Source organism: Gracilimonas sediminicola (assembly GCF_024320785.1).
GTDB classification, from domain to species: Bacteria; Bacteroidota; Rhodothermia; order Balneolales; family Balneolaceae; genus Gracilimonas; species Gracilimonas sediminicola.
Genome location: NZ_JANDBC010000002.1, coordinates 440049 through 463823 on the forward strand (window position 1 = coordinate 440049; position 23775 = coordinate 463823).

The window sequence follows — 23775 nt, forward strand, 5'->3', positions numbered from 1 at the left end:
TTTGAATAAATTATTAACAATACTTTTTGTGGCAGTTTTGTTTACAGGATGTAACGATTTTCTTACACCTTCTGTAGATCAAGCAAAAGAAACTGCCGACGCAATCAACACTCCCGATGACCTGCAAGCCATGGTTTACGGAGCACTTGATGATATGAATGGAACCGACCTGTACGGTCGTGACTGGATCGTTGCTAACGAAGTGAGATCTGATAACATGTGGAGTTCTTCCGCTTCTAACCGATTTGGAGCTCCAAGCCAGCATGTTTATACAACTAATAATGGTTATGCTCTAAGCTTCTGGGATACTCCTTATGAAGCCATTGCCAATGCAAACATTGCAATCAATGCTGAGCTTGAGTCATCTCCTGAAGTAGATCACATCAAAGGACAGGCCTACTTCTTACGTGCCCTGTTACACTTTGACCTTGTACGTACTTTCGGGCAGCAGCACGCTGGCGGTACCGCCGGTGTTCCTATCATTACTACTTATAATGAAGGAAACCTGCTTCCTGCAAGAGCAACTGTTCAAGAAGTCTATGATGCTGTAATCAGTGACCTCGAAACCGCAGAAGATCTGATTGATCCATCTATTGCCGGTGATGTTACTGTACCTACTTACTGGGCAATTAAAGCCCTGCAATCACGAGTATTATTAACTACTGGTGATTACCCAGGTGCAATTGCAGCAGCAGATGATGTAATTGACAACGGACCATTTACTATTCCAGCAGATTCAACTGCACTCGCAGCTGCCTGGGCTACTGATGAGTCATCAAATAGTATTTTTGAGCTCGGTTATACACCAACGAATAATGCTGGTAATAACAGTATTGCCCGAATCTATCAAAACACCAACTACGGTGATGTTGAGATGAATCAGGCGACGTATGACCTCTATGCTACAGATGACTACCGATTTGGTTTAGTAGCTGTAGAAGATGTAAGCGGAGACAACCAGTACCGTTTAGTTGGAAAATATCCTGACGAAATCAACGGTGATGATAACATCCGTATGCTTCGTATAGAAGAAGTTATTCTGAACAAAGCCGAAGCTCAGGCTCGCAACAACGCCACAGGTCTTGAAATTGCGACTACCTTGAACCAATTAGCTGATAACCGTTACCCGGTATCACCTTATGTTGGTACAGCTTCATTAGCTGATGTACTTCTTGAAAGACGTCTTGAACTACTTGGAGAAGGAGACTACTTCCATACCCAGATGAGAGACGAACAAGACATTGCTCCTGATGAAGATCCGGGAGGATTTCAAACACTGGTTTATCCTGACTTCCGTTCAGCATTCCCAATCCCACAAGTTGAGATGGATGCGAACTCAAGCATGGTTCAAAACACAGGTTATCAAGGAAACAACTAATAGTTAAATTAGTTTACATTTCTTTAAAGCCCTCACTTCGGTGAGGGCTTTTTTTTTGATCTATATCTTCTTTATCTGTCAGTGCAATTAGTATTCACTTCCAACTTCTTCCTGCCCTGTATAACCCCGGTTTAGAAAAGTGAGGGTAAGCTAATATTGCTTTTCCTGATTTCTCATATACTTAGAAGGTACTTTTTTTTGATCAGCAGACTATCGGCTTGCTCCTGATCTTTCAAATCTAAAAAACCCTTTTTCAAAACTTGAGTACAATAGAAACCTTCTGAACTCCCAAAGCCACATGTTGATATCCCACTCGGAAATATAAATACTCCCAATTCAGAAATAGCCCCTTTTCCCCTGGAGTCTGTTTTCCGACTTCCAGATATGGAGCCACTTCCAACCCCGGTGTTAACATCTTAAAGTCATCAAATGTATAAGTTGGGCGTTGCCAACTATCATCAGCGTTTTGTCTGGCTTGTATTCCCGAATAACGGTCAACCTTCACCGTAACACGACCGCCGACATTTACTTTTATTCGTTTGGTTTTCTTTACGCGCGTGGCCTGCTTTCGATATGTTAAACCGAGGGAATATAGCTTCTGAATTTCCACTGCTTTATCTGCAGGTTCTTTGTCAGGACCGTTGATGTTGTAATACGGGTGCATAAACCCCCTATAAATAGAGATGTGATAATTATCCTTACCCTTATATTTCCCTACATCAATACCTGTCAGAACCGTTCCTTGCAGGTGAAATGTGAAAAATCCATCCGCAATTAATCCCAGGTTATTATTTGCCATCACATCATATGCTCCATGAACAGAGGCATAGTAACCTGTAGGAGTATTATCCTGTGCTTGAATAATACCAGGGGTTGAAAACAGCAATACTGAGCTGAAGAATGAAATAGCTATTATTTTATACATATCAATCCTCCCTTAGGTGCCACGGCTGGTAGGCTACCAGTTTGGAGCTGGTTTGAACTAATAGTTTATTCTCAGAAACAGTCAGGTGCCAGATGTAACCCCCGCCTTCCGGTCCTTGTTGCTCGTGTACCAAGTCCCCAGTTTCGACGTCCAGAACAAAAATACTCCCATGGTCGGAATGATAGACATAGCCTTCCAGATACTCCTGTTGTACAAAGGCAGAACCCTCCCAGCTATATTCCCAAGCTAACTCGCCAGTACTTTTATCCAATGCAAAAAGTCTCGCATCTCCTGCGAAAAACAGATGCTTAGGGCCAATAGTAAAATTCCGGGTCCATTTGCCTGAGTCATCGGTAATAAATTCCCAAATGATCGCCCCTGTTTTGGCATCCAAAGCCACAAATACATTCCGGGGAGAATTACCGGCAGCCCCAGCATATACTACTCCATCTTCTACGATAGGAGCAGCATAAACAAATCCACTATTCTCCGTATTATAGGCCCACAGGCTGTCGCCGGTATTAGCGTCTAAAGAAGTTATGCGGCCGAAGCTAAGCCCCCCGTGTACTGTTTTAGCTTGCCCTGCAAATAATTTCTGACTATTGCTTCCAACATGTGCTACCGGCATTCCCAGATTTTTTATGTATTCAACACCTCCATTTACATTAACTGTGTACAATTGACTGCCCAAACCGACAATGGCATAGCCATTATTAAATATAGCATGTGTGCCAATCTTGAAAACCGTCAAAGGAGAATCTATCGGTACTGTCCATAAACGATCTCCAGTACTTTTGTTCCAAGCAATTAACTCATCAAAGTGATTTGTAAAAAGCTGATTCTCATTCTCTAAAAGTTTAGCCCCCGCCAATAAATACACCCCAAAGTCTTCTTTTTGCCAAATCAAAGTTCCATTCTCAACCGATAATGCTGTAATATGAGCATCACCACTCATTACAACCATTCCATTATTCGTTACTAATGGAGGGTGGTTAGGTGCATCAACATGTTCATAGGAATATTCCCATAATTGAGGAAGGACAGGATCTTCATTCTTGGGTTTATCACTCGTTGTAAAACAAGATTGAGTAAAAAATATCAGGAAAACGAATTTTAAATATTTCATAGCCGTAAAATTAACCTCTCTCAAATAGGAATTATTTTTTTATACACCTCAATCTTCTCTTAAGTGCCAGGGTTGGTAGGCGATCAGTTGACGGCTGGTTTGGGCAAAAATCTTATCCGTTGAAGCGGCTACATGCCAAAAGTAGGTGCCATCCGGGACAGATTCCTTATGTACAACCTTTCCAGTATTATCATTTATTACTAACATTTCCTTGTCACGAACATGATATACAAAACCTTCTAAGTATATCGGCTTATTGAAGTCACTTCCCTCCCATTCTACCCTCCAATCAATATTACCAGTTTCTTTATCTAATGCCGCCAGGCTGCCACTTGTATTTACATAATAATAGTCTGGACCCAGAGCAGAGTTAAATGTGTATACCTCTTGAGTCTGTCGCCAAATTTCTTCCCCGGTTTCTGCATTTAAAGCAATAGCTATTTCACCTGGAGAGTTACCATTAGTGCTAGCATATAGCATACCGTTTTCTAAAATAGGTGCTACCCAGGTAAAACCTCCCTGATCTGTTTCAAAAGACCATAGGCTGTCTCCAGTTTGTGCATTATAACAAACAATTTTACCTCTAGTTAAAGCGCCTGTAATCGTTTTAAATTGTCCCAAATAAAGCCTATTACCTTCATATCCCACTCCATTTGTTACAAATGGAATATCTATTGTAAATTCAATTCCACCATCCTTATTCAGTACGTATACGTCTAAGGTGTCTCCAACTAAAGCATAACCGTAATCCGTAACTTTATTTCGACCCCTATCAAATAATACAATATCATCCTCTGCACCTATTGAAAAAATCTTTTCACCTGTATTTACATCCCAAGCTTTGAATTCTCTCCATTCAGCTGATAGAATTCTATTCTCATCTGAAAGAATAGAAACAGTATTCGAAGCCCGTTCTTTTGGAGCTTCATTTTCCCATAATAATCTTCCTGTGGATATATCTAACATTTTTAGACCAATTGCCCCTGTGTATATTAAAAATCTATCTTTAACAACTTTTGGTACAGCTGAAGGAGCATCGATTATTTCATATTCATGAATCCAAAGTGTGCTCAATCCCTGTTCTTTTTCGATATTTCCAGTACTATTTTTACATGAAATCATTACCATAATTAGGACTATTTTTGAAATACAATTTCTGAGTTTCATAGTTCGAAAAATTTATAGCCAGAATAGATATCTATTCTGGCTATTTTGGTTAATAATTAAAAGTTGCGAAGTAAATCAGAAAGCCAAGTTTCCGTTCTTTTCATTGCTGGGTTTTCACTACCCTTCGCAAAAACAATACTGCCATCACTTCTTTTTAGGGTATAAGCTCTATCATAATTACGAAGTTCAAAATGGTTGTAGCCTCCATCCTCGTCAGTGTCATTCATATAAAAATTATGAGTACTTTCAAGATTATCTCCCTCACTCCAAACAACACTATTTATATTTACTACCCAATCACTCTTGTCAGGCAACTTAACTTCTTGGGTTACATAGCGAATCTCCCCATCAGGATTTTGAGAACAATCTTCAACAAATGACTGAATGTTGAATTGTCCGGGAAATTTTTCACTCAATCACTCCTTAAATGCCACGGCTCGTAGGCAATAAGCTGCCGGCTGGTTTGTGCAAAGATCTTATTGGAGGAAGCCGCTACATGCCAGATAGCAGTTCCATCCGGGGTAGGCTCACGGTGTACTACTTCACCTGTTTCATCATTTATGACCTTAATTTCGGAGTAATCTGTAAAATAGACATACCCTTCCAAGTATACAGGCTTAGTGGAAGCTGTCCCCAGCCATTCCTCCCTCCATTTGAGTTGACCGGTCTGTTTATCTAATGCGGCCAGTGAGCCACCCGTATTTACATAATAATGCAGCGGGCCTAAAGCAGAATTGCGAGTAAAAATATAATCGGACTCAAAGCGCCAAATCAGCTCTCCAGTTTCCGCATCTAACGCCACAGCTTCATTTTTTGGAGAATTGCCAAAGGTACTGGCAAACAGAATTTTGTCTTCTATAAAAATTGATTCATTAAAACCCCCATTCTCTGTTGTATAAACCCATAAGCTATCTCCAGATTGGGAATCAAATGCTCTTAGCTTACCTAAAGTAAGAGCACCATTAATTGTCTTTGATTGTCCTAAATAAACATTTTTATTTGCATAACCCAAGGCCAACGAACCAAAATCAACATCTATGTTAAACCGTGTTTTTCCTGACGAATCAAAAATATAAGCATCTAAAGTGTCGCCAATAAGTGCAAAGCCATTGTCAACGACTGAATTCCTTCCACGTGAAAAAACAGATACCTGATCTTGTTTATTAATCTCTAAGATTTTTTCGCCTATTCTCACGTCCCATCCTAACACTTTATTCTTATGGGCAGATACAATTCTATCATCTGTGTACAGCAATACTTTTGTATTTAATGCATTTTCACCATCAACTTCGCCTGACCATTTCATTTCTCCATCTGAAACTCTTACTGCTCTTATACTTACCTCTCCAGTAAAAACTATTACCGAATCATCAATTATCAGCGGTTGAGCCGAAGGAGAGTCAATAATATTTGTATCTTTTTCCCACAGGATTTTTAATTCCACATCCTTCTCTTCAATCTTAGCTGGATTTTCTCCAAAACAAGAACTTATGAAGAAGAGGATAATTACTAATTCTAAAGCTTTCATAATTTTTGATTAGAATGAGGCAAGAGTGAATCACTCTTGCCTAAATTATTGTTTTATTAATTCGATGAACTTCCAAATCTATCAATTATCCAGTCTCTCACCTCGTCCATTGCAGGATTTGGGTCTCCGGCTTTGAATACAACAAGACCATTTTCTTTCAACTTATATTGCCTTGCATAGTTACGTAATTCAAAGTGGTTATATCCACCCTGATCTAATCCATCAGCATTTAAGTGTACATCCTTCATGTAGATATTATTGAGATCATCAAAAGTGTCATTTGAATGCCACAATGCATTGTGAATATTTACGACCCCATCGTTCTTATCTGCTATATATTGGTAGTAAGTTGTATTTCGAAACTCACCTTCTGGGTTTTGTGAGCAGTCATCATCAAATGATCGAGTACTAAATTGGCCTGGAAATCTCCCTCCACCATCGCTGCATGGCGGAATAAAGATCCGAACTGTATGACTTATCCTTCTGGTAGATTTTATAATTTCAGACCAGGTTTTACCAAGATCGTCGATTTCCCTTTTCGCATCTTTCCACAAGCCTTTTCTATACTTTGCATCAATTACATCAGATTTGGATTCTTTACACTTGCTCAAATTATAAAAGTATCTAATCTTACAGGCACTATATATTGTTTCATAACGATTTAGTAAGCGATCATAACTATTAACATGCCGCTTCACATATTGATTGTTTAACAAATCAACTTTTTTGAGCATACCATCTTCATCCTTTAGTTCATCATCTCCTTCAAATATTTGTCCTGCCATACGAATTGGTGCTTTGTCTTTTTCAGCACCTATGATGGAAAGATAATTAGGTGGATGATTAGCTAAATCATTCTGAGAGTATTTGTTGATCTTGACAATCTCAGAACCATCTCGACCAATAAGTGCTTCAGCGTTCTCTTGCTCAACAACGGTAGCATAACCGAAAGCTGAGTCTTTAGCAGTCTCTAAATAGAATGGTATGGCATCAATTTGAGAGCCAAAATTGTTACCACCAAAAAGGTCATATACCATTACACCTATATCTATATATGGTCTTGTATGCTTCAAAGCTTTTCTAAATGTGTCTTCCATAGTTTGGAATCTCTCCCTGACATCATCAGGACTGACTTCTGTAGCTGGAGCACCCTGCGAAGGGCCACCTATAGAAACTACTGCAACAATATTGAACCCTGCAGATTTTAATTCAGGAGGGAATATTCATCTTTTAGCTCTGGCGTTTCATAATCTACTGCAGCAAAGCCATCTATGATTTCGCCTTCCCAGTTTTCTGGCACTTCACTCACATCCGTCCACTTCTCTGAACTTCCCTGAAATCCATGAATAAATACCCCAATTTTCTTTTGGGCATAAACATTTTCCAAAGCCAAGAGGCTAAGTACGAGTATTAATATGGTGTTTAAATATTTCATGATATCCCCACTTATTTAATTACTTTTATATTCTCTCTATGCATAACGGTTCGCTGGGTTATGCCCCATTTACCGTTTATCACTCCATAGTCATACTTCTCTGAATACGCCAACATCTGGGTGTTACCCACATTTTTATACATATTAAAAGACACAGACTCATATTCTCCATCGGACCTTAGAATTGCTGACCCAATAATATTTCCATTTCGCAGGTCCATTAGAAGCTGGTATGCAGCTAAACCATTTTCTTGAGCCTCAACAGGTGATTTTATGTTATACTTTGCATAAAATTCATCCACTATACTAAATGAAATACCATCATTGGCAAGGCTCTCTATGTTACTTTGAATGGATTGTTCAACATCTGAGGTATCAGTTGTTGCGGATACCAATAATTCTAAAGAAGCAGGATCGACCCAGAATTCTTCTGGATCATAAGTGCTTTCATATTTCAGTTTTCCAGATTTGGTATATGATCTAACCTTTCCATCTTTCACTTCAGTTTTCACCACAGGATCGTGATCAGCCGACTTCGCCGGCATAGTAGCTTTATGCTGATTGTATGCCTCCTCCGGCATATTCATCTCCCCGTCTCCTTCAAGAAACTCGGTAATCGATGTCATGTAACCTTCTTCATCGTAGGCTATTATTTCTCTTGTCTTCTCATAGTCGACAAGTAATTCACCGCCATTAGATTGACTCTTGTTCAGCCCTGCACTTATTCCTTGTGGCCATAACCTGGAATAGGTGATCTCGGTTTGATCATAGACTTCCGCATATTTAACGTTAATATTCAATCCTTCAATTGTTTGTCCCTGCTGAGAGGCTTCCTCAAAAGGACTATTAACCTGCTTACATGCATACGTAAGTACAATACTTGTCACGAACAGCACCACCAACATTCGTAACTGTTTAGTTGAGTTTAGATGTGTTTTCATTGTATTTTTGCTTTGCAGTTAATTCCATCAAGTAATTGATGGAGTTTTTGTTTACGGTGAGGGGTGGGGTCCAATCCCGCCCCTCACTATTATTTATGGATTATTCCATATGCTCTTTGTTTATTTTTAAATTCATTTAATAAGCATCATTCTTCCTGTGAATTTTTTAGTCACATTGCTTCTCTCTCTTTTTAATACAGCCTGAACAAAGTATACTCCGCTAGCCAGACCATTCAGAGTAATTTTCTGAGAATGACTTCCTGCCTCAAATACCCTTAAAGGCACACTCTTCACTTTCCTTCCCAATACATCAGTCACTTCCCAGCCCACGATTGCTTTCTCAATCAGAGTAAAAGGAACATTGGTAGTTGGGTTAAATGGGTTAGGATAGTTATTACCCAGAATAAACCCATTTGGGATATCTATACTCCATTCCATCTCATCCCGATATGTAGTTTTACCGTCCTGAGATTTATAACTATTTATAAAGGTGTACTGGCCATCGACCATAACCGGAAATTCAAATACTGCTTCATCCGTTGTTAGAGCTGTTAGGTCTCCTGCTCTAAAGCTTCCATCTGGCATATGGGCAACCATTTTAATTGAGGTCGTATCAAAATGAAATACTGGTTGTACGTATATCTTTACATTATCAAAGCTATACTCAACGTCATTAATAGAGGAAATCTCTTGAATCTTTACTTCAGGGAGAACCACTCCCACTTCAATTGCCGGGTTCCAATTGTTTAGAGATTTTCCACCGATCTCATGATTTGATAATGACTCCCATCCATATTGGAGGTCAGATTCTTTAGAATAAAAAGTGGCATTTTCATTTCCACGGTCAAGACCAAATGCTATAAAATTCTCATCATCTGAATCATTACTGAGAATGACCATAAGTGTATCCTGTACATCAGATAAATCATCATAAAGCTCAAAAAAGGAGAAAGCCTCTTCAACCAATCTACCTGCCTCTCTCTTAACCTCAATGTTTACAGGCTTTGTTATTGGCTTGTCTGGCTTATCTCCTTTTACATTGTAAATGAGTATTTCAAAATCCCTCTCTGTGTCTCCATCAACTCCTGACCCTTCAAGCTCCGATTTAAATAGTGTCCAAAGCTTTATCTGTTTAAGCCAATAAGTAGATTCTTCCGGCGGGATGATTACAGCAAGCTTTTCATTAATACCATCCAACATCAAATAAGAAGCGTTTTGGAAAAATATATCAGGAGTGAAGTCTCCATAACTCCATTGCAGTTCTATTCCAGAAAGTGAGCCATCCCCGAGAAGACTAAAAGATGAAATATCAGAAGATTGTTCCTCTCCAAAATTAGAAACAATGATATCTATACTACCAAATTCAGCATCCGTGGATTCAACCTTAATAGAAGATGATCTGAGTTTCTTAACCTCTTTCTCATCTGTTCCGGGGTAACTGGAAATTGAACTAAGCCATACATTATTCTGAAATTCTTGTCCGGTACTAAAATCAAGTTTTTTAGCTAATGAATAGTGTAATGGTAAGTTCACTAATTGAGGCAATTGACCACTTAATACACCTGGCAAAGTTTGAAATTTGATTGCAGTTTCTAAAAACTGATTTTGTCTTAACTCATGTTTATAACCAAGCGTCGGGTTTTGATTATTGTCATTAAGAAGTAATGCTAACCCCCAATTTTGAAATACTTCCTCAAATACAAGTTCAGACTCAGCTTCTATTACACTTTGGTACCCTTTGATTCCTACTTCTTGGTTCTGAACAAACTCCTTCAGGCTTAGAGCTCCTAATTGTTCAATCAGATAATGCGTCCATAAAGATGCCCTTGAGTAATCTGGTAACGGGTTATCATAGTTCCAACTTGTAAGCTTTCTGTAGGGACTTTTTTGAAAGGCGTCCGTTGATCTTGGTTCAAATCCACAAATGATTTCAACTGCTTCCGAATACCCTTCATTTACAAATACCAATTCAGGAGTATTTCCTTCATACCCTGCATGTATTAGATGTTGGCTCTCATGTGCAAATGTTGATAATGCCCTTTCTAAATAAATTTCACCGTCATACAATAGAGTTGGAAACAGGTCTAAATATACGATGTCCCTAAAATTCGAGTATTCAAACTCGAATAAATTAACCGGATCAAAAAACCCGGCTACATAACTACCTGTCTGTTGGAATTCGTCATGTATATCCAGTAACAGTACATCCAACTCTCCGTCACCGTCAACATTAGGGAACTCTCCCACGTATTCCTCTAATATCTCTATTATGCCTTTTGAAGAATCAACTGAAAGTCTTGGTGTTCCTTCATGCAAATAGGAATCAAAGCCATTGAGGATTTTTTCCAAATCGTTTGATTTGCTAAGCGCATCATTCGCAGACTTCTCTATCCATAAACTAATCCCATTTCTATTATAGGTCTTAACAAAGATCTCTGAATACCATTTTTGACCCGATAACGATAATAAGTCCCGAACGAAAAAGCTTTTCTCCTCACCAATTCCATATGTATATCTTCTGCTCTTTTGCTTGGTAAGCTTTTGCTTTGCCCTATAAAACTTACTCCTAATATCTTGATAGTAACTATCAGCAATAAACTTAGATGTGATTTCTACTTTGTTAAAATCAGTGTGGCCATAGTCATGCCTTACCTCTTTCACATTACCCTTAAAATCTACCGCTTGTGCAACAACATTTATTTTTAAAGTAATATGAAGAGAAACGATTACAATAAGCCCTATTATATGCTTCCTTCTCTTCCCCATTTCTCTGACCAACTAATTGTGGTGTACAGGTAAGACCCCTAAAAAACTATTTTTACTTACCCCATTGTACCCAAGAGGAACCTGCTTCTCATTTGTTACACTTATTTTGAAATTTTTTTATTTCCCGTTTAAAACTCCTAAACGCATAAGCATAAAAACGATACCTGCTATTGAAGGAAAGTGAGTTTTTCTCATTCCTTTTTCGGCATTTTTGCTAAATGTATACTATCTTTTCGACCTCACATCTTTAGGGTGTGACCGGAGTATTGGTCAATCTATTTAGAACTGTTTTAAATAGATGACATTCTGTCCTTTTTATTCAATTTAGAATGAAAAAATTGATAGATTTGCCCGGCCTAAGAACGGGAGCAATCCTGCTCTATACGTAAACTTAAATCAGCAATCTTTATGGCGCAGATTTTCCCCAAGTGGACAAATCAGGTTCCCCGAAAAATTTTAATTGGATTAATCGTGGTACTGAACGCAATCATTTTTGGTGTTTGGTACTTCTTCTCTCCTGAATACACTGACGTTGGCTACGCTCCGGAACAACCCGTTCCTTATAGTCACAAATTACATGTGGATCAGCTTGGCCTCGACTGCCAGTACTGCCACACCAGTGTTTGGGATTCCAAGCAGGCTAACATTCCTGCCACACAAACCTGTATGAATTGTCACAATCAAATTAAGACCGACAGCGATAAGCTGGCGCTGGTTCGTGAGAGCTGGGAAACCGGAAAAGCTATTGAATGGGTTCGCGTGCACAACCTGCCTGATTATGCTTATTTCAATCACTCTGCCCATACTAATGTGGGCGTAGGCTGTGAAAGCTGCCACGGAAGAATTGATAAAATGGAAGTTGTTTACCAGACCGAGCCGCTTAGCATGGGCTGGTGCCTGGATTGCCACCGTGAGCCGGAAAAGTATGTACGTCCCGTTGATGAAGTTACAACCATGGGTTACCAGGTTGAAAACCAGTTAGAAATTGGCCGTGAGCTGGTAGATAAAAAGAATATTCATGCTCCAACTTATTGCCAGGGTTGCCATTACTAATGAATGATTTAGAATCTACAGATCGACAGATGAGTGAAGAAGTGAAAGAAACTACGTATTGGAAGAGTTTAAACGAACTAGCCAATAATAAGGAATACCAGAAATTTGCCGAGCGCGAGTTTCCTGAGAACGCCACCGAACTTTCGGATGGTGTATCACGTCGTGGATTTTTACGTGTTATGGGAGCTTCCGTAGCTCTGGCCGGGCTCGCCGCTTGCCGCCGACCGGTTCAAAAAATCCTTCCTTATTCCAAGCAGCCTGAAGATGTAGTTCCCGGCGTACCTTTATATTATGCAACAGCAATGCCTGTTCAGGGCAACCTGGTTGGTTTGATTGCTGAAAATCATGAAGGCCGGCCTACCAAGCTTGAAGGTAACGACATGCATCCTGCCAGCCGTGGCGGAACCAGTATTTTCAATCAGGCAGCCATTCTTGGGCTGTACGATCCTGATCGATCACGATCACCTTTACAAAATGGCGAGAAAGCAACCAAAGCTGACTTTGAAGCCTTCGCCAACTCTCATTTTGCGAATACCGGTCAGCGTATCGCTTTCATTTCTGAAGCAAATTCCTCTCCTACTTACAACAATATTAAGGAGCAGGCCCTTTCGAAATTCAATAATGCAACCTGGGTTACTTACGAGCCATTTGGCGAAGACAATGTATTAGAAGGTAACCGAATTGCTTTTGGCGGACGACTGAGAACCCATTACAATTTTGAGAATGCGGATGTCATCGTTTCTTTGAATGATGATTTCATGAGTTCAACGCATCCAAACAGTGTTGAATACGCCAAACAAGTTTCTTCCCGAAGAAAGGTGACCGATACAGACGGTGAAATGAACCGTATTTATTCGGTGGAAGATTCTTTCTCACTCACCGGTTCTTATGCCGATCACCGACTGAGAGTTAAAGCCAGCCAAATAGAAGCCTTTACTTATGCGCTGGCTGCTGCACTTTCTACCCGAGTTAATGGATTGAGTGCTTTCAGCGGTTACTCCAACGAATTTTCTGATCACAAGTGGATTACAGCTCTTGCTGATGACTTGGCTGCCAACGCCGGACGTTCAGCACTTACACTGGGAAGCCAGCACAAACCTGAAGTGCACGCTGCGGTTGCCGCAATTAATAACGCATTAGGAAACACCGGAAGTACGGTTCACTATTTAGAAGTACCACACCTTGATGATCAAAACAGTACTGAAGCTTTTGCCAATGTGGTTTCTGAAATGAAAGCCGGCAACATCGACACCGTTGTGATGGTGGGTGTGAACCCGGTATTCAACGCCCCGGCTAATCTTGACTTTGAAAACGCCCTCTCTAATGTTGAAACCGTAGTCAATCTATCTGATTACGTTGATGAAACTTCCCTGAAATCTACCTGGCACGTAAACCGTGCACATTTCCTGGAAGCATGGGGAGACGGTTATTCTTATGGCGGAGCACGTTCAGTGATCCAGCCGCAAATCAGGCCTTTGCATGAAGGTTTAAGTGAAATTGAGTTTTTAAATACCATCGTATCCGGTTCTATTACTGCCGGTTATGATCTTGTAAGAGACACCTTTCAGGGATACTACCGTTCCGGTTTTGATAACCGATGGACCAATATCCTGCATGACGGTATTGACACTACCGGCAACTTTAACGAGGTAAATGTTCGGTTAACCTCCGGATTTACTTCCGCAATGAACCGCGCTACATCCAATGTTACTTCTACTTCCGGTATGGAAGTGGTTATTCGTCCTGATGCTACTTTGTACGACGGACGTTACGCCAACCTTGGATGGCTTCAGGAGCTTCCCGACCCAATGACGAAAGTTACCTGGGATAACGTGGCGCTTATGAGTCCTGCTACGGCAGAGAAACTCGGTATTGAAGAAGCCAGTGCCGGACAAGATGATTACGATGTTGTAGAAATTACTGTAAATGGCAAGAGCATTAATATTGTAGCCTGGATTCAGCCGGGACATGTTGATGATGCCATTACTTTAACCACCGGTTATGGACGGGAAGGAATTGGCCGGGTAGCCAGTTCCTATATTGATTACACCGCAGGTGGGGTGGATGTTTATCCGTTGAGAGGTACAGATAATATGCTGTATGCCTCAGCCAGCGTTTCCAAGACCGGTGACACCTATGAAATTGCCTGTGTTCAGGATCACCACAGCCTTGAAGGACGAGATATGTATCGTCAAGCTTCGATTTCTGAATACAAAGACAATCCGGACTTTGCTTCCTTTGCCTCGGTTCACACCTATGAAGTGCCGGGAATGAAAGAAGCGGAAGAAATGGGCGAAGATCAGCCTATTTCTCTCTTTGACGAGCAAACCTACCCCGATCATGAACCACAATGGGGAATGGCTATTGACCTGAACTCCTGTTTTGGTTGCGGTGTATGTGTAATCGCTTGTCAGTCGGAAAACAATATCCCTGTTATCGGGAAAAAAGAAGTGAAAATGGGCCGTGAAATGCACTGGATCCGTAATGACCGCTATTATGTGGGTGATGATCCGGATTCACCACAAGCGGTTCACCAGCCGGTACCTTGTATGCATTGTGAGCTTGCCCCTTGTGAGCAGGTTTGCCCGGTTGCGGCAACTACCCACAGTGACGACGGCATGAACCAAATGACGTATAACCGCTGTATCGGAACCCGATACTGCGCCAATAACTGTCCTTATAAAGTTCGTCGATTCAACTTCTTCAACTATCCAAAAGAATACTTAACTACGGGCGACGATCCTGATATCATCCAAATGGCGATGAATCCGGAAGTAACCGTACGTTTCCGTGGTGTGATGGAGAAATGTACGTATTGCGCCCAGCGCGTGAACCGTGCAAAAATTGAAGCCAAGAACAAAACCGGTTCTCCAAAACCGGCAGATGGCGCTGTTAAAACAGCTTGTCAGCAAGCATGTCCTGCCGATGCCATTTACTTTGGTGATTTAACCGACGATAACAGCGAAGTTGCGAAAATGAAGCGCAACGAACGAAACTTCCAGATGCTCGAGGAGCTTAACACGCGTCCAAGAACATCTTATATGGCTAAACTTACGAATCCAAACCCTGCTTTGGCTTAAGATATTAATCAGGAATACATCCAAAACATGAGTAAATACCAATACGTACCGGAACCCGCTCTTGTAAAAGGCGACCATGACTTTTCGAGCCTTACGAGACTGATTACCGATATAAATTTACGCCCTACTCCAAAAGCATGGTACCTATGCATGATTGCCGCAAACGGCCTGCTTTTTGTTATGGTTGCCGCCATTGGCTACCTGATCTGGGAAGGAACTGGAATTTGGGGACTTAACAATCCCGTTGGTTGGGGTTGGGCCATCATCAACTTTGTATGGTGGGTTGGTATTGGTCACGCCGGCACCTTGATTTCGGCGATTTTATTCCTCTTCCGGCAGGACTGGCGTACCGCTATTAACCGTTTTGCGGAGGCTATGACCATTTTTGCGGTAATGTGTGCCGGTGTATTCCCGGCTATTCACGTTGGTCGTATCTGGGTTATTTACTGGGTGTTCCCGGTTCCTAACTCTATGGCTATGTGGCCGAACTTCAACTCTCCCCTGCTTTGGGACGTGTTTGCGGTTTCCACCTACTTCACCGTTTCCCTGTTATTCTGGTATGTAGGACTTGTTCCTGACCTTGCAACCATTCGTGATCGTGCAACCGACAAAATCAGAAAGGTTGTGTACGGAATTTTCTCTCTGGGATGGACCGGCTCAAACCGCCACTGGTGGAATTACGAGAAAGCTTATATGATTTTGGCCGGTTTGGCTACTCCGCTGGTACTTTCGGTACACACCATTGTATCCTTTGACTTTGCCGTTTCCATGATTCCGGGATGGCACACTACCATTTTCCCTCCTTATTTTGTTGCCGGTGCTATTTTCTCCGGTTTTGCGATGGTACTTACCCTGATGATTGTTGCCCGCAAGATTTACGGAATGAAGGAAATCATGACGGATGATCACATGGAAAAAATGAATATTGTGATCCTGGTTACCGGTTCCATGGTAGGTTTTGCCTACATGATGGAGTTCTTTATCGCCTGGTACAGTGGCGTTGAATATGAAAAAGCTATTTTTCTGTTAAGAGCAACCGGTCCTTATGCTTGGGCATACTGGGCAATGATGACTTGCAATGTGTTGTCTCCTCAGTTCTTCTGGTCTAAGAAACTACGCCGCAACGTTGGCTTCACCTTCTTTATTTCTATTGTGGTGAACATCGGTATGTGGTTCGAACGATTTGTAATTACGGTAACTTCTCTGGCAAACGATTACCTGCCATCGAGCTGGGATTATTTTTCACCAACCATTTGGGACGTATTAACTTACGTTGGAACATTTGGCCTGTTTTTCACCATGTTCCTCTTGTTCCTGCGCTTCCTGCCAATGGTTGCACTCGCAGAAATTAAAGCAGTGATTCCGCTGGCTGACCCTCACAATTACGATGAGGAAACCAAGGAATTTGAAGCCCCAAAAGTAGAAGTGCCGAAACCTCAAGCTGAGAAGGTTTAAGATTATGAGTACAACAGAAAAGAATAATTTATACGGCGTTATAGCTGAGTTCAGAAATCCCAAAGAGCTGATTGATGTTGCTAAAACAATGTCAAAATCAGGGTTTAGCAAGTTCGACACCTTTAGCCCATTCCCCATTCACGGAATGGATAAGGCTATGAACCTGAAGAAATCGAAGCTTGGATGGATTGTACTTGGTCATGCCTGTATTGGTTTTTTTGGAGCACTGGCTATGATGTATTACATGGCTGTTGTTGATTATCCGATGAATATTAGTGGTAAGCCATTATTTAATGCCCCTGCATGGGTTCCCATCACTTTTGAATTGACAGTGCTTCTGTCTTCCTTCGGAGCTGTTTTCGGGATGTTTTTCCTGAACGGACTTCCGAAACTGAATAATCCTCTGTTCAACGTTGAGCGATTTAAGAAAGCAACCGACGACGGCTTCTTTGCCTGCATTGAAGCTGAAGACGACATGTTTGATGCCGATAAGGTTAAAAAACTATTCGAAGAAGCCGGTGCTACTCACATTGAGGAAGTTTATGAATAAAACGAATACTCAAATATCATTTCCAGGAATGAACATTAAAAGAATGTTTAAGGTTGCGGGCGTCTTTGCGCTCGGAGTCACTTTATCGGCCTGTCAGGGTCAGCTTTCTGAAAAGCCCCCTATTCACCCTAACATGAATATGGACCAGCAGCCGAGAGTAGAAGCACAGGAAGAAAATAACTTTTTTGCGGATGGTCGTGCCATGCGCCAGCCGGTGGACGGAACCGTTGCCCGTGGTTTGGCTAAAACAGACCTTGCCTACTACGAAGGAATTGAAGAAAACGGTGATTTTATTGATTACATCCCGGTTGACCTGACCAAATCATTCCTTTACAGAGGTAAAGAACGCTACGAAATTTATTGTGCACCCTGCCACGGACAAACCGGTGCCGGGGATGGTATTATTATGGAAGGGAATTACGGATACGTTCCGGCACCTTCATACCACGATCAAAGAGTAAGAGAATTATCTGACGGTGAGTTGTATTCCGCTATTTATAACGGCGTACGTACCATGCCTTCCTACTCCACTTTGGTTCCTGTTGAAGACCGCTGGGCTATTGTAGCTTACATTCGCGCCTTACAGGAAAGCCAGAATATCAATGAGCAGGAAATTCGGGAATATCCGGTTGATGTAGATGCTATGCAGGCTGCCTTCGCAGATAAGCAAGCCCGTCAAGATTCCATTGCTGCGGCAAGCACACCTGAAGATGCCCCTGAGCCAACGGTAGATATGGGTAAAGAAGTAATTACAGCGAATGGATGTGCTGCCTGCCACAACGAAGACGGAACACCCGGAGGCATTGGGCCAACTTGGGCCGGACTGTTTGGAAGTGAAGGTGAGGTAATAACTGCTGACGGCGAGACAATCACCGTTACCAAAGATGAAGATTACATTCGCGAGTCCATCGTTGCTCCTGAAGCTGCAAAACCTGTTGATTATGCACAGGGTGTGATGGCTTCTTACAGCTACCTCGCCGACCATGAAATTGAGTCGATCGTGCTTTACATCAAAAATCTATCTGAAAACTAAGAACTTTGCTTAATACACTTACACAATGAGTCATAAGCCTACAATAACAGATTCTTTACAATTTCCAGCCGACAGCAAAGTTCCTCGTGCCCTATTCGGTGTTGGTGCCGTTGGCCTGATTGCCAGCCTTGTTGGCTACTTTTTGGATGCCGACCAGTTTTTCTTCTCGTACCTGGTTAGCTTTGTCTTTTTTACCGGTATTGCTTTAGCCGCCCTTTTGATGGTCATGCTGCACCATATCACCCGATCTTCATGGGGGGTATTGGTTCGAAGAATATCGGAGTCGTTTACGGCCAACCTTTGGATATGGGCCATATTTGTGGTCCCTGTAATACTTGGGATTCATAATTTGTACCACTGGAGCCATGAAGATGCCGTTATGGCCGACAAAATTCTTAAAGGGAAATCAGCTTACCTGAATACACCCTTCTTTATTGCCCGTCAGTTTATCTACTTTGCCATCTGGGGATATCTTGGTTATAAACTGCATAAGGTTTCCGTAGAGATGGATAAAACCAATGACTGGGGATTAACCAGCTTGTTGCGCAAAGTAAGTGCCCCGGGTATTCCTTTGTTTGCTCTTTCTATTGCATTTGCCAGCTTCGACTGGTTGATGTCGCTTGACCCTCACTGGTTTTCAACCATGTTTGGCGTGTACTTTTTCTCTATCAGTTTCCAGGCTTTTTGGCCTATTATGATTCTGCTGATTTTCTTTATGCAGAGCAAGGGGATTTTGAAAAACACCATTCGACAGGTGCACATCTATGATCTTGGTGCCTGGTTCTTTGCGTTCACAGTATTCTATGCATACATCGCATTCAGTCAGTTTTTACTTATTTATTATGCAAACCTTCCGGAAGAAACCCTGTGGTATTTCCATCGGCTGGAAGGCAGCTGGAAATATATTGCTTACGGCTTGTTGATCTTCCGTTTTGCGCTACCATTCCTGGTACTTCTTAATCGCGAAGCCAAGAAGAATCGCACTATTTTAGGAATTGTATCGGCAATCGTATTAATTATTCACTTTGCAGAAATCTACTGGATTGCCATGCCGGTATTATTTAAACATGGCATCCACTTCAGCTGGATGGACATTACTACTTTCCTTGGATTAGGAGGCATTTTCTTTGGACTGTTCTTTAACAAATTCAAGCAGCACGATATGGTGCCGAAGAATGATCCAAAACTGGAAGACTGCCTATCCAAATCGTATCACCAATAATCGAATTTACCGATGTCAGAAAAGTATAGCTCAGAATTTAAAGCAAAAGTAGCACTCGAAGCTGTAGCTCAGGGGCGTTCTGTGATTGAGAAAATTGCTCAAAAACATGACGTTTCAGAAGATGATATAATTGAGTGGGCTGCTCAGCTTCAGGATGAAGCTTCTCAGATTTTTACCACCGAAACGGCACATGCCGACGAGGACGTAAACGAGGAAGTTGACATCACAACTGAAAATGAAGAGTTTGCCGGTGCCGTAGAACACGGCGTGATGAGTGACACCCTCAACTATAACAAGTTGATCTTCTGGTCTACCCTGGGAACCGCACTCGTTATTATTTTTGTTATCGGTTTAGTCTATTTTTCTCAATACAGCCTTTTTGAAGCCCAAAAACAGGTATCAGCCCAAAGCGGTTATTCAGAAGTACAAGAATTAAAAGCTGAACAAGATCAAGAGCTGAATAGCTTTGGAGTGGTGGACCTTGAGGAAGGTATTTACAGAATTCCTATTGACAGCGCTATTAGTAGAATAGCCACAGACTGACACCAACCATCATGAGACGTTCTACACTGTTAGCAATTATCATGCTTGCAGTGTTTCTGACTTCACATTCTGCCCAAGCGCAGGTAAATCGTGAAACGCCGGATGCGCTGCAAGATCTCGGTATTGATGAGCATTTGGGAGACTACATCCCTCTTGATGCCAAGTTTGCAACCTCCGAAGGTGACAGTGTTGTGCTTGGTGATTTACTGGAGGAAGGAAAACCTGTTTTATTGAACCCGCTCTACTACGAATGCCCGATGTTATGCGGGCTTGTGATAGACGGAGTGATTAATGTTGTTGATGAACTGGCCTGGAAGCCCGGTAAAGAATTTATTGTAATCTCGATCAGCATTGACCCTGAGGAAAATGCTGAACTGGCAGCTAAGTCGAAAAAAAATTACCTGGCCGGTATGGACTCCACCACAAAAGCAGGGTGGCACTTCCTAACCGGAAAGAAAGATCAGATTGACAAAGTAATTGAAGCTGTTGGATTTGAATACAAAGAAATTGAGAAAACCGGAGAGTTTGCCCATAGTGCGGCAATCATGCTCCTGAGTCCACAAGGCAAGATTACCCGTTATTTGTACGGCATCTCCTACGACTCATTCAATGTTCGCAGTGCCTTGTATGAATCTGCGGACGGAACGATTGGTAACACCGTCGATAAACTTGTGATGTACTGTTATCAATACGATCCGGATTCCGGCAGTTATGCGCCGGTAGCAATTAATATTATGAAGCTTGGCGGCTTGGCTACACTGATAATTCTCGGTATATTCCTCGGCGTGCTTTGGCTTCGCGAAAAACGCAAAAAACCAACCTCAAAAACTGAATTTAACTAATGGGCAGTTTATTCGATTTTATGCTCCCGGAGCTTAAATCTCCGATGACGGGAGCAAGTACCGATGCGCTGATGGCATTCATCCACATCGTCAGTTTTATCATTCTTGCCGGTGTCTCCATTGCAATGATCTATTTTGCAATTAAGTACAAGCGCAAATCAGAAAATGATAAAACACCGCTTATCACCCACAACAACACCCTGGAAATTACCTGGTCGGTAATACCCCTTCTGCTGGTTTTTGTTGTTTTTGGATGGGGATACAAAGGATGGCTGAATCTCAAAACCGTACCGGATAACGCATATGAAATTCAGGTTTCAGCCTACAAGTGGGGCTGGACTTTCAAATATGAAACCGGAGCACAGGTTGGTAACGAAGTTCATGTACCTGCAGGTCGGCCGGTTAAATTGGTGATGCAATCTCAGGACGTACTACACTCCTTTTTTGTACCTGATTACCGAATCAAGCAAGACGTGCTGCCAAACCGATACACCTATGTTTGGTTCCAGGCTGAAGAAGCCGGTGAATCACAGGTTTTCTGTACCGAATATTGCGGTACCTCCCACTCTGATATGTTGGCTAAAGTAATTGTGCACACCGAAGAAGACTTTAAAGCCTGGCTGGATGAGCAAGGAACCGGCGGTGGCGGAACTCCCGTGGAACGCGGTGAGCAACTTGCCACCTTACAAGGTTGTGTAAGCTGTCACTCTGTAGATGGATCTGATGGTATTGGACCTACCTGGCAGGGCCTGTGGGAGCAAGAACGTAATTTCGAAGACGGTTCTTCCGAAGTTGCCGATCAAAACTATATCAGAGAATCCATTCTCGACCCCGGCAGCAAAATTGTTGAAGGATATCAAAACCAAATGGTTAGCTATGAGGGTCGCCTTAGTGACGACGACATCTCCGACATTATTGAATACATTAAAACGTTAGAAGAATAACATGGCAACAACTGAAGTAACACCTTCCTCTTCAGGGAACGTACGAACATTAAAAGTTAAGCGGTTTAAGCCGTCCGAAGACCCTAAGAATACATACCTGACCGATGAAAAAGGTCTTTGGGCCTGGATGACGACAGTAGATCACAAGAAAATCGGACTTATGTACCTGGGTTCGGTTGCCTTCTTCTTTCTGCTGGGTGGAGTGCTTGCTCTCTTATTAAGAACCGAGCTCCTGACCCCTGCAAAAACGTTCATCGAAGCCGATACATACAACCAGTTCTTTACCCTGCACGGTGCCATTATGGTATTCTTTGTGCTGGTTCCCTCTATCCCGGCCGCATTAGGTAACTTTGTACTTCCCATGCAGCTTGGAGCCAAGGATGTAGCCTTCCCCCGGCTTAACCTCGCCAGTTTCTATATTTACGTGATTGGAGCCATCTTCACCTTTATTGCTTTAGCAAATAATGGACTGGACACCGGCTGGACGTTCTACACACCCTACAGTACCACCTCTTCATCGAGTGTGATTTGGGTAACCTTGGGAGTCTTTATACTTGGTTTCTCCTCTATTTTAACCGGTACAAACTTTATTTCTACCATTCATAAGATGAGAGCTCCCGGTATTACCTGGGGCAAACTCCCATTGAATATCTGGGCGCTGTATGCAACCAGTATCATTCAGGTATTAGCAACGCCCGTATTGGCGATCACGCTTTTACTGTTGACTATGGAGCGTTTCCTGGGAATCGGAATTTTTGACCCTGCTCTTGGCGGTGATCCCGTACTGTTCCAGCATTTCTTCTGGTTCTACTCACACCCTGCTGTATATATTATGATTGTCCCGGGTTTTGGAATCATTTCTGAAGTAATTACCACCTTTTCCAAGAAACACATCTTCGGGTACTGGGCGATTGCACTTTCGTCTCTTGCTATCGCATTTATTGGATTCCTCGTTTGGGGACACCACATGTTTACCTCCGGTCAGTCTGCCGTGGCAACTACCGTATTTTCATTCCTGACTTTCCTCGTTGGTATTCCAACTGGTATTAAGATTCTAAACTGGATCGCTACACTGTATAAGGGGTCAATCGAGATGAAGACTCCAATGCTTTATGTATTTATCTTCCTGTTCTTGTTCTCCATTGGAGGATTTACAGGGATTATGCTTGGTGCTCTTTCAGCCGACATTCACCTGCACGACACATACTATGTGGTAGCTCACTTTCACTATGTAATGATGGGTGGAACCCTTATTGCTCTGTTGGCCGGACTCCACTACTGGTGGCCTAAGATGACCGGTAAGATGTACAATGAATTTCAGGCAAAAATCGGAGCCGTACTTATATTCGTCGGCTTCAACGTAACCTTTCTCCCGCAGTTTATTATGGGATCACAAGGAATGCCGCGACGTTATTACAACTACATCGATCAGTTTACAATTTTCCATCAAACCTCAACCATTGGATCATATATCCTTGGTGTTGGGTTTCTGCTTATCGCATATTACCTGATGAAGTCATTATTTACAGGTGAGAAAGCCGGATCTAACCCCTGGGGTAGTCGTGGACTGGAATGGCAGGCAACTTCACCGCCCGACTTCCACAACTTCGACCATACTCCGGTTATCATTAACGGACCATATGATTATCACAAACCGATGGAAGAATTCCAGCTTGGTCTTGCGGACTCTCATAACGGTCACGACCCAAGCCATGAGGCTGCAGAAGTGACTGCTGCCCGGAAGAAGGTAGAATCCAACTAAAAATTTAAATTCAAACAACACAACT

Annotated in this window: 20 protein-coding genes; 11 read left to right on the forward strand and 9 right to left on the reverse strand. The window is 42.0% G+C overall.

Going from position 1 to position 23775, the window contains the following annotated elements; genetic code table 11:
- Positions 1–28: 28 nt before the first annotated feature.
- The gene (locus NM125_RS11770; RefSeq protein WP_255135129.1) at positions 29–1378 is read left to right on the forward strand and encodes a RagB/SusD family nutrient uptake outer membrane protein; all 1350 of its coding nucleotides are present in this window, start codon (positions 29–31) and stop codon (positions 1376–1378) included.
- A 253-nt stretch (positions 1379–1631) separates the two neighbouring features.
- Here the strand turns inward: NM125_RS11770 and NM125_RS11775 are convergent, their stop codons facing one another.
- The 9 genes from NM125_RS11775 to NM125_RS11815 all read right to left on the reverse strand — a co-directional run bounded on the left by NM125_RS11775 (position 1632) and on the right by NM125_RS11815 (position 11266).
- Positions 1632–2303 carry a hypothetical protein gene (locus tag NM125_RS11775; RefSeq protein ID WP_255135130.1) on the reverse strand — a complete coding sequence of 224 codons (672 nt, stop codon included), beginning with the start codon at positions 2301–2303 and terminating at the stop codon, positions 1632–1634.
- Position 2304: 1 nt separating this feature from the next.
- Positions 2305–3429, reverse strand: coding sequence for an outer membrane protein assembly factor BamB family protein (locus NM125_RS11780; protein ID WP_255135131.1), 1125 nt, complete (start codon positions 3427–3429; stop codon positions 2305–2307).
- Between the two features lie 48 nt (positions 3430–3477).
- A complete protein-coding gene (locus NM125_RS11785; RefSeq protein WP_255135132.1) occupies positions 3478–4596 on the reverse strand; it encodes an outer membrane protein assembly factor BamB family protein in 1119 nt (372 codons plus the stop codon).
- Between the two features lie 56 nt (positions 4597–4652).
- Positions 4653–5012 carry a hypothetical protein gene (locus tag NM125_RS11790; RefSeq protein ID WP_255135133.1) on the reverse strand — a complete coding sequence of 120 codons (360 nt, stop codon included), beginning with the start codon at positions 5010–5012 and terminating at the stop codon, positions 4653–4655.
- On the reverse strand, positions 5009–6124 hold the full coding sequence (locus NM125_RS11795; RefSeq protein ID WP_255135134.1) for an outer membrane protein assembly factor BamB family protein: 1116 nt from the start codon (positions 6122–6124) through the stop codon (positions 5009–5011). The genes NM125_RS11790 and NM125_RS11795 overlap by 4 nt, the downstream gene beginning before the upstream one ends.
- A gap of 56 nt (positions 6125–6180) precedes the next feature.
- A complete protein-coding gene (locus tag NM125_RS11800; protein WP_255135135.1) occupies positions 6181–7221 on the reverse strand; it encodes a hypothetical protein in 1041 nt (346 codons plus the stop codon).
- Between the two features lie 107 nt (positions 7222–7328).
- Positions 7329–7559, reverse strand: coding sequence for a hypothetical protein (locus NM125_RS11805; protein WP_255135136.1), 231 nt, complete (start codon positions 7557–7559; stop codon positions 7329–7331).
- A gap of 11 nt (positions 7560–7570) precedes the next feature.
- Positions 7571–8500 (reverse strand): hypothetical protein, encoded by a 930-nt coding sequence (locus tag NM125_RS11810; RefSeq protein WP_255135137.1) that lies wholly within the window; start codon positions 8498–8500, stop codon positions 7571–7573.
- Between the two features lie 132 nt (positions 8501–8632).
- On the reverse strand, positions 8633–11266 hold the full coding sequence (locus NM125_RS11815) for a T9SS type A sorting domain-containing protein (RefSeq protein ID WP_255135138.1): 2634 nt from the start codon (positions 11264–11266) through the stop codon (positions 8633–8635).
- Between the two features lie 408 nt (positions 11267–11674).
- On the opposite strand from NM125_RS11815, the gene NM125_RS11820 reads away from it, so the two are divergent.
- The 10 genes from NM125_RS11820 to ctaD are packed head-to-tail and all read left to right on the forward strand — an operon-like array spanning position 11675 to position 23750.
- Positions 11675–12319 (forward strand): cytochrome c3 family protein, encoded by a 645-nt coding sequence (locus tag NM125_RS11820; RefSeq protein WP_255135139.1) that lies wholly within the window; start codon positions 11675–11677, stop codon positions 12317–12319.
- A complete protein-coding gene (locus NM125_RS11825; RefSeq protein WP_255135140.1) occupies positions 12319–15399 on the forward strand; it encodes a TAT-variant-translocated molybdopterin oxidoreductase in 3081 nt (1026 codons plus the stop codon). The genes NM125_RS11820 and NM125_RS11825 overlap by 1 nt, the downstream gene beginning before the upstream one ends.
- A 27-nt stretch (positions 15400–15426) precedes the next feature.
- On the forward strand, positions 15427–16854 hold the full coding sequence (gene nrfD, locus NM125_RS11830; RefSeq protein WP_255135141.1) for an NrfD/PsrC family molybdoenzyme membrane anchor subunit: 1428 nt from the start codon (positions 15427–15429) through the stop codon (positions 16852–16854).
- A 4-nt stretch (positions 16855–16858) separates the two neighbouring features.
- Entirely contained in the window at positions 16859–17404 is a 546-nt protein-coding gene (locus NM125_RS11835; RefSeq protein WP_255135142.1) for a DUF3341 domain-containing protein, read from the forward strand.
- Positions 17405–17432: 28 nt separating this feature from the next.
- Positions 17433–18437: a c-type cytochrome gene (locus tag NM125_RS11840; protein WP_255135143.1), complete on the forward strand. Its 1005-nt coding sequence runs from the start codon at positions 17433–17435 to the stop codon at positions 18435–18437.
- A gap of 25 nt (positions 18438–18462) precedes the next feature.
- On the forward strand, positions 18463–19659 hold the full coding sequence (locus NM125_RS11845) for a hypothetical protein (RefSeq protein WP_255135144.1): 1197 nt from the start codon (positions 18463–18465) through the stop codon (positions 19657–19659).
- Positions 19660–19671: 12 nt separating this feature from the next.
- Positions 19672–20202, forward strand: a complete 531-nt coding sequence (locus NM125_RS11850; RefSeq protein ID WP_255135145.1) for a transposase — start codon at positions 19672–19674, stop codon at positions 20200–20202.
- An 11-nt stretch (positions 20203–20213) separates the two neighbouring features.
- The gene (locus NM125_RS11855; RefSeq protein WP_255135146.1) at positions 20214–21044 is read left to right on the forward strand and encodes an SCO family protein; all 831 of its coding nucleotides are present in this window, start codon (positions 20214–20216) and stop codon (positions 21042–21044) included.
- The gene (coxB, locus tag NM125_RS11860; protein ID WP_255135147.1) at positions 21044–21988 is read left to right on the forward strand and encodes a cytochrome c oxidase subunit II; all 945 of its coding nucleotides are present in this window, start codon (positions 21044–21046) and stop codon (positions 21986–21988) included. Before NM125_RS11855 ends, coxB begins: the two co-directional genes overlap by 1 nt.
- A gap of 1 nt (position 21989) precedes the next feature.
- Positions 21990–23750, forward strand: coding sequence for a cytochrome c oxidase subunit I (ctaD, locus tag NM125_RS11865; RefSeq protein ID WP_255135148.1), 1761 nt, complete (start codon positions 21990–21992; stop codon positions 23748–23750).
- Positions 23751–23775: the final 25 nt, after the last annotated feature.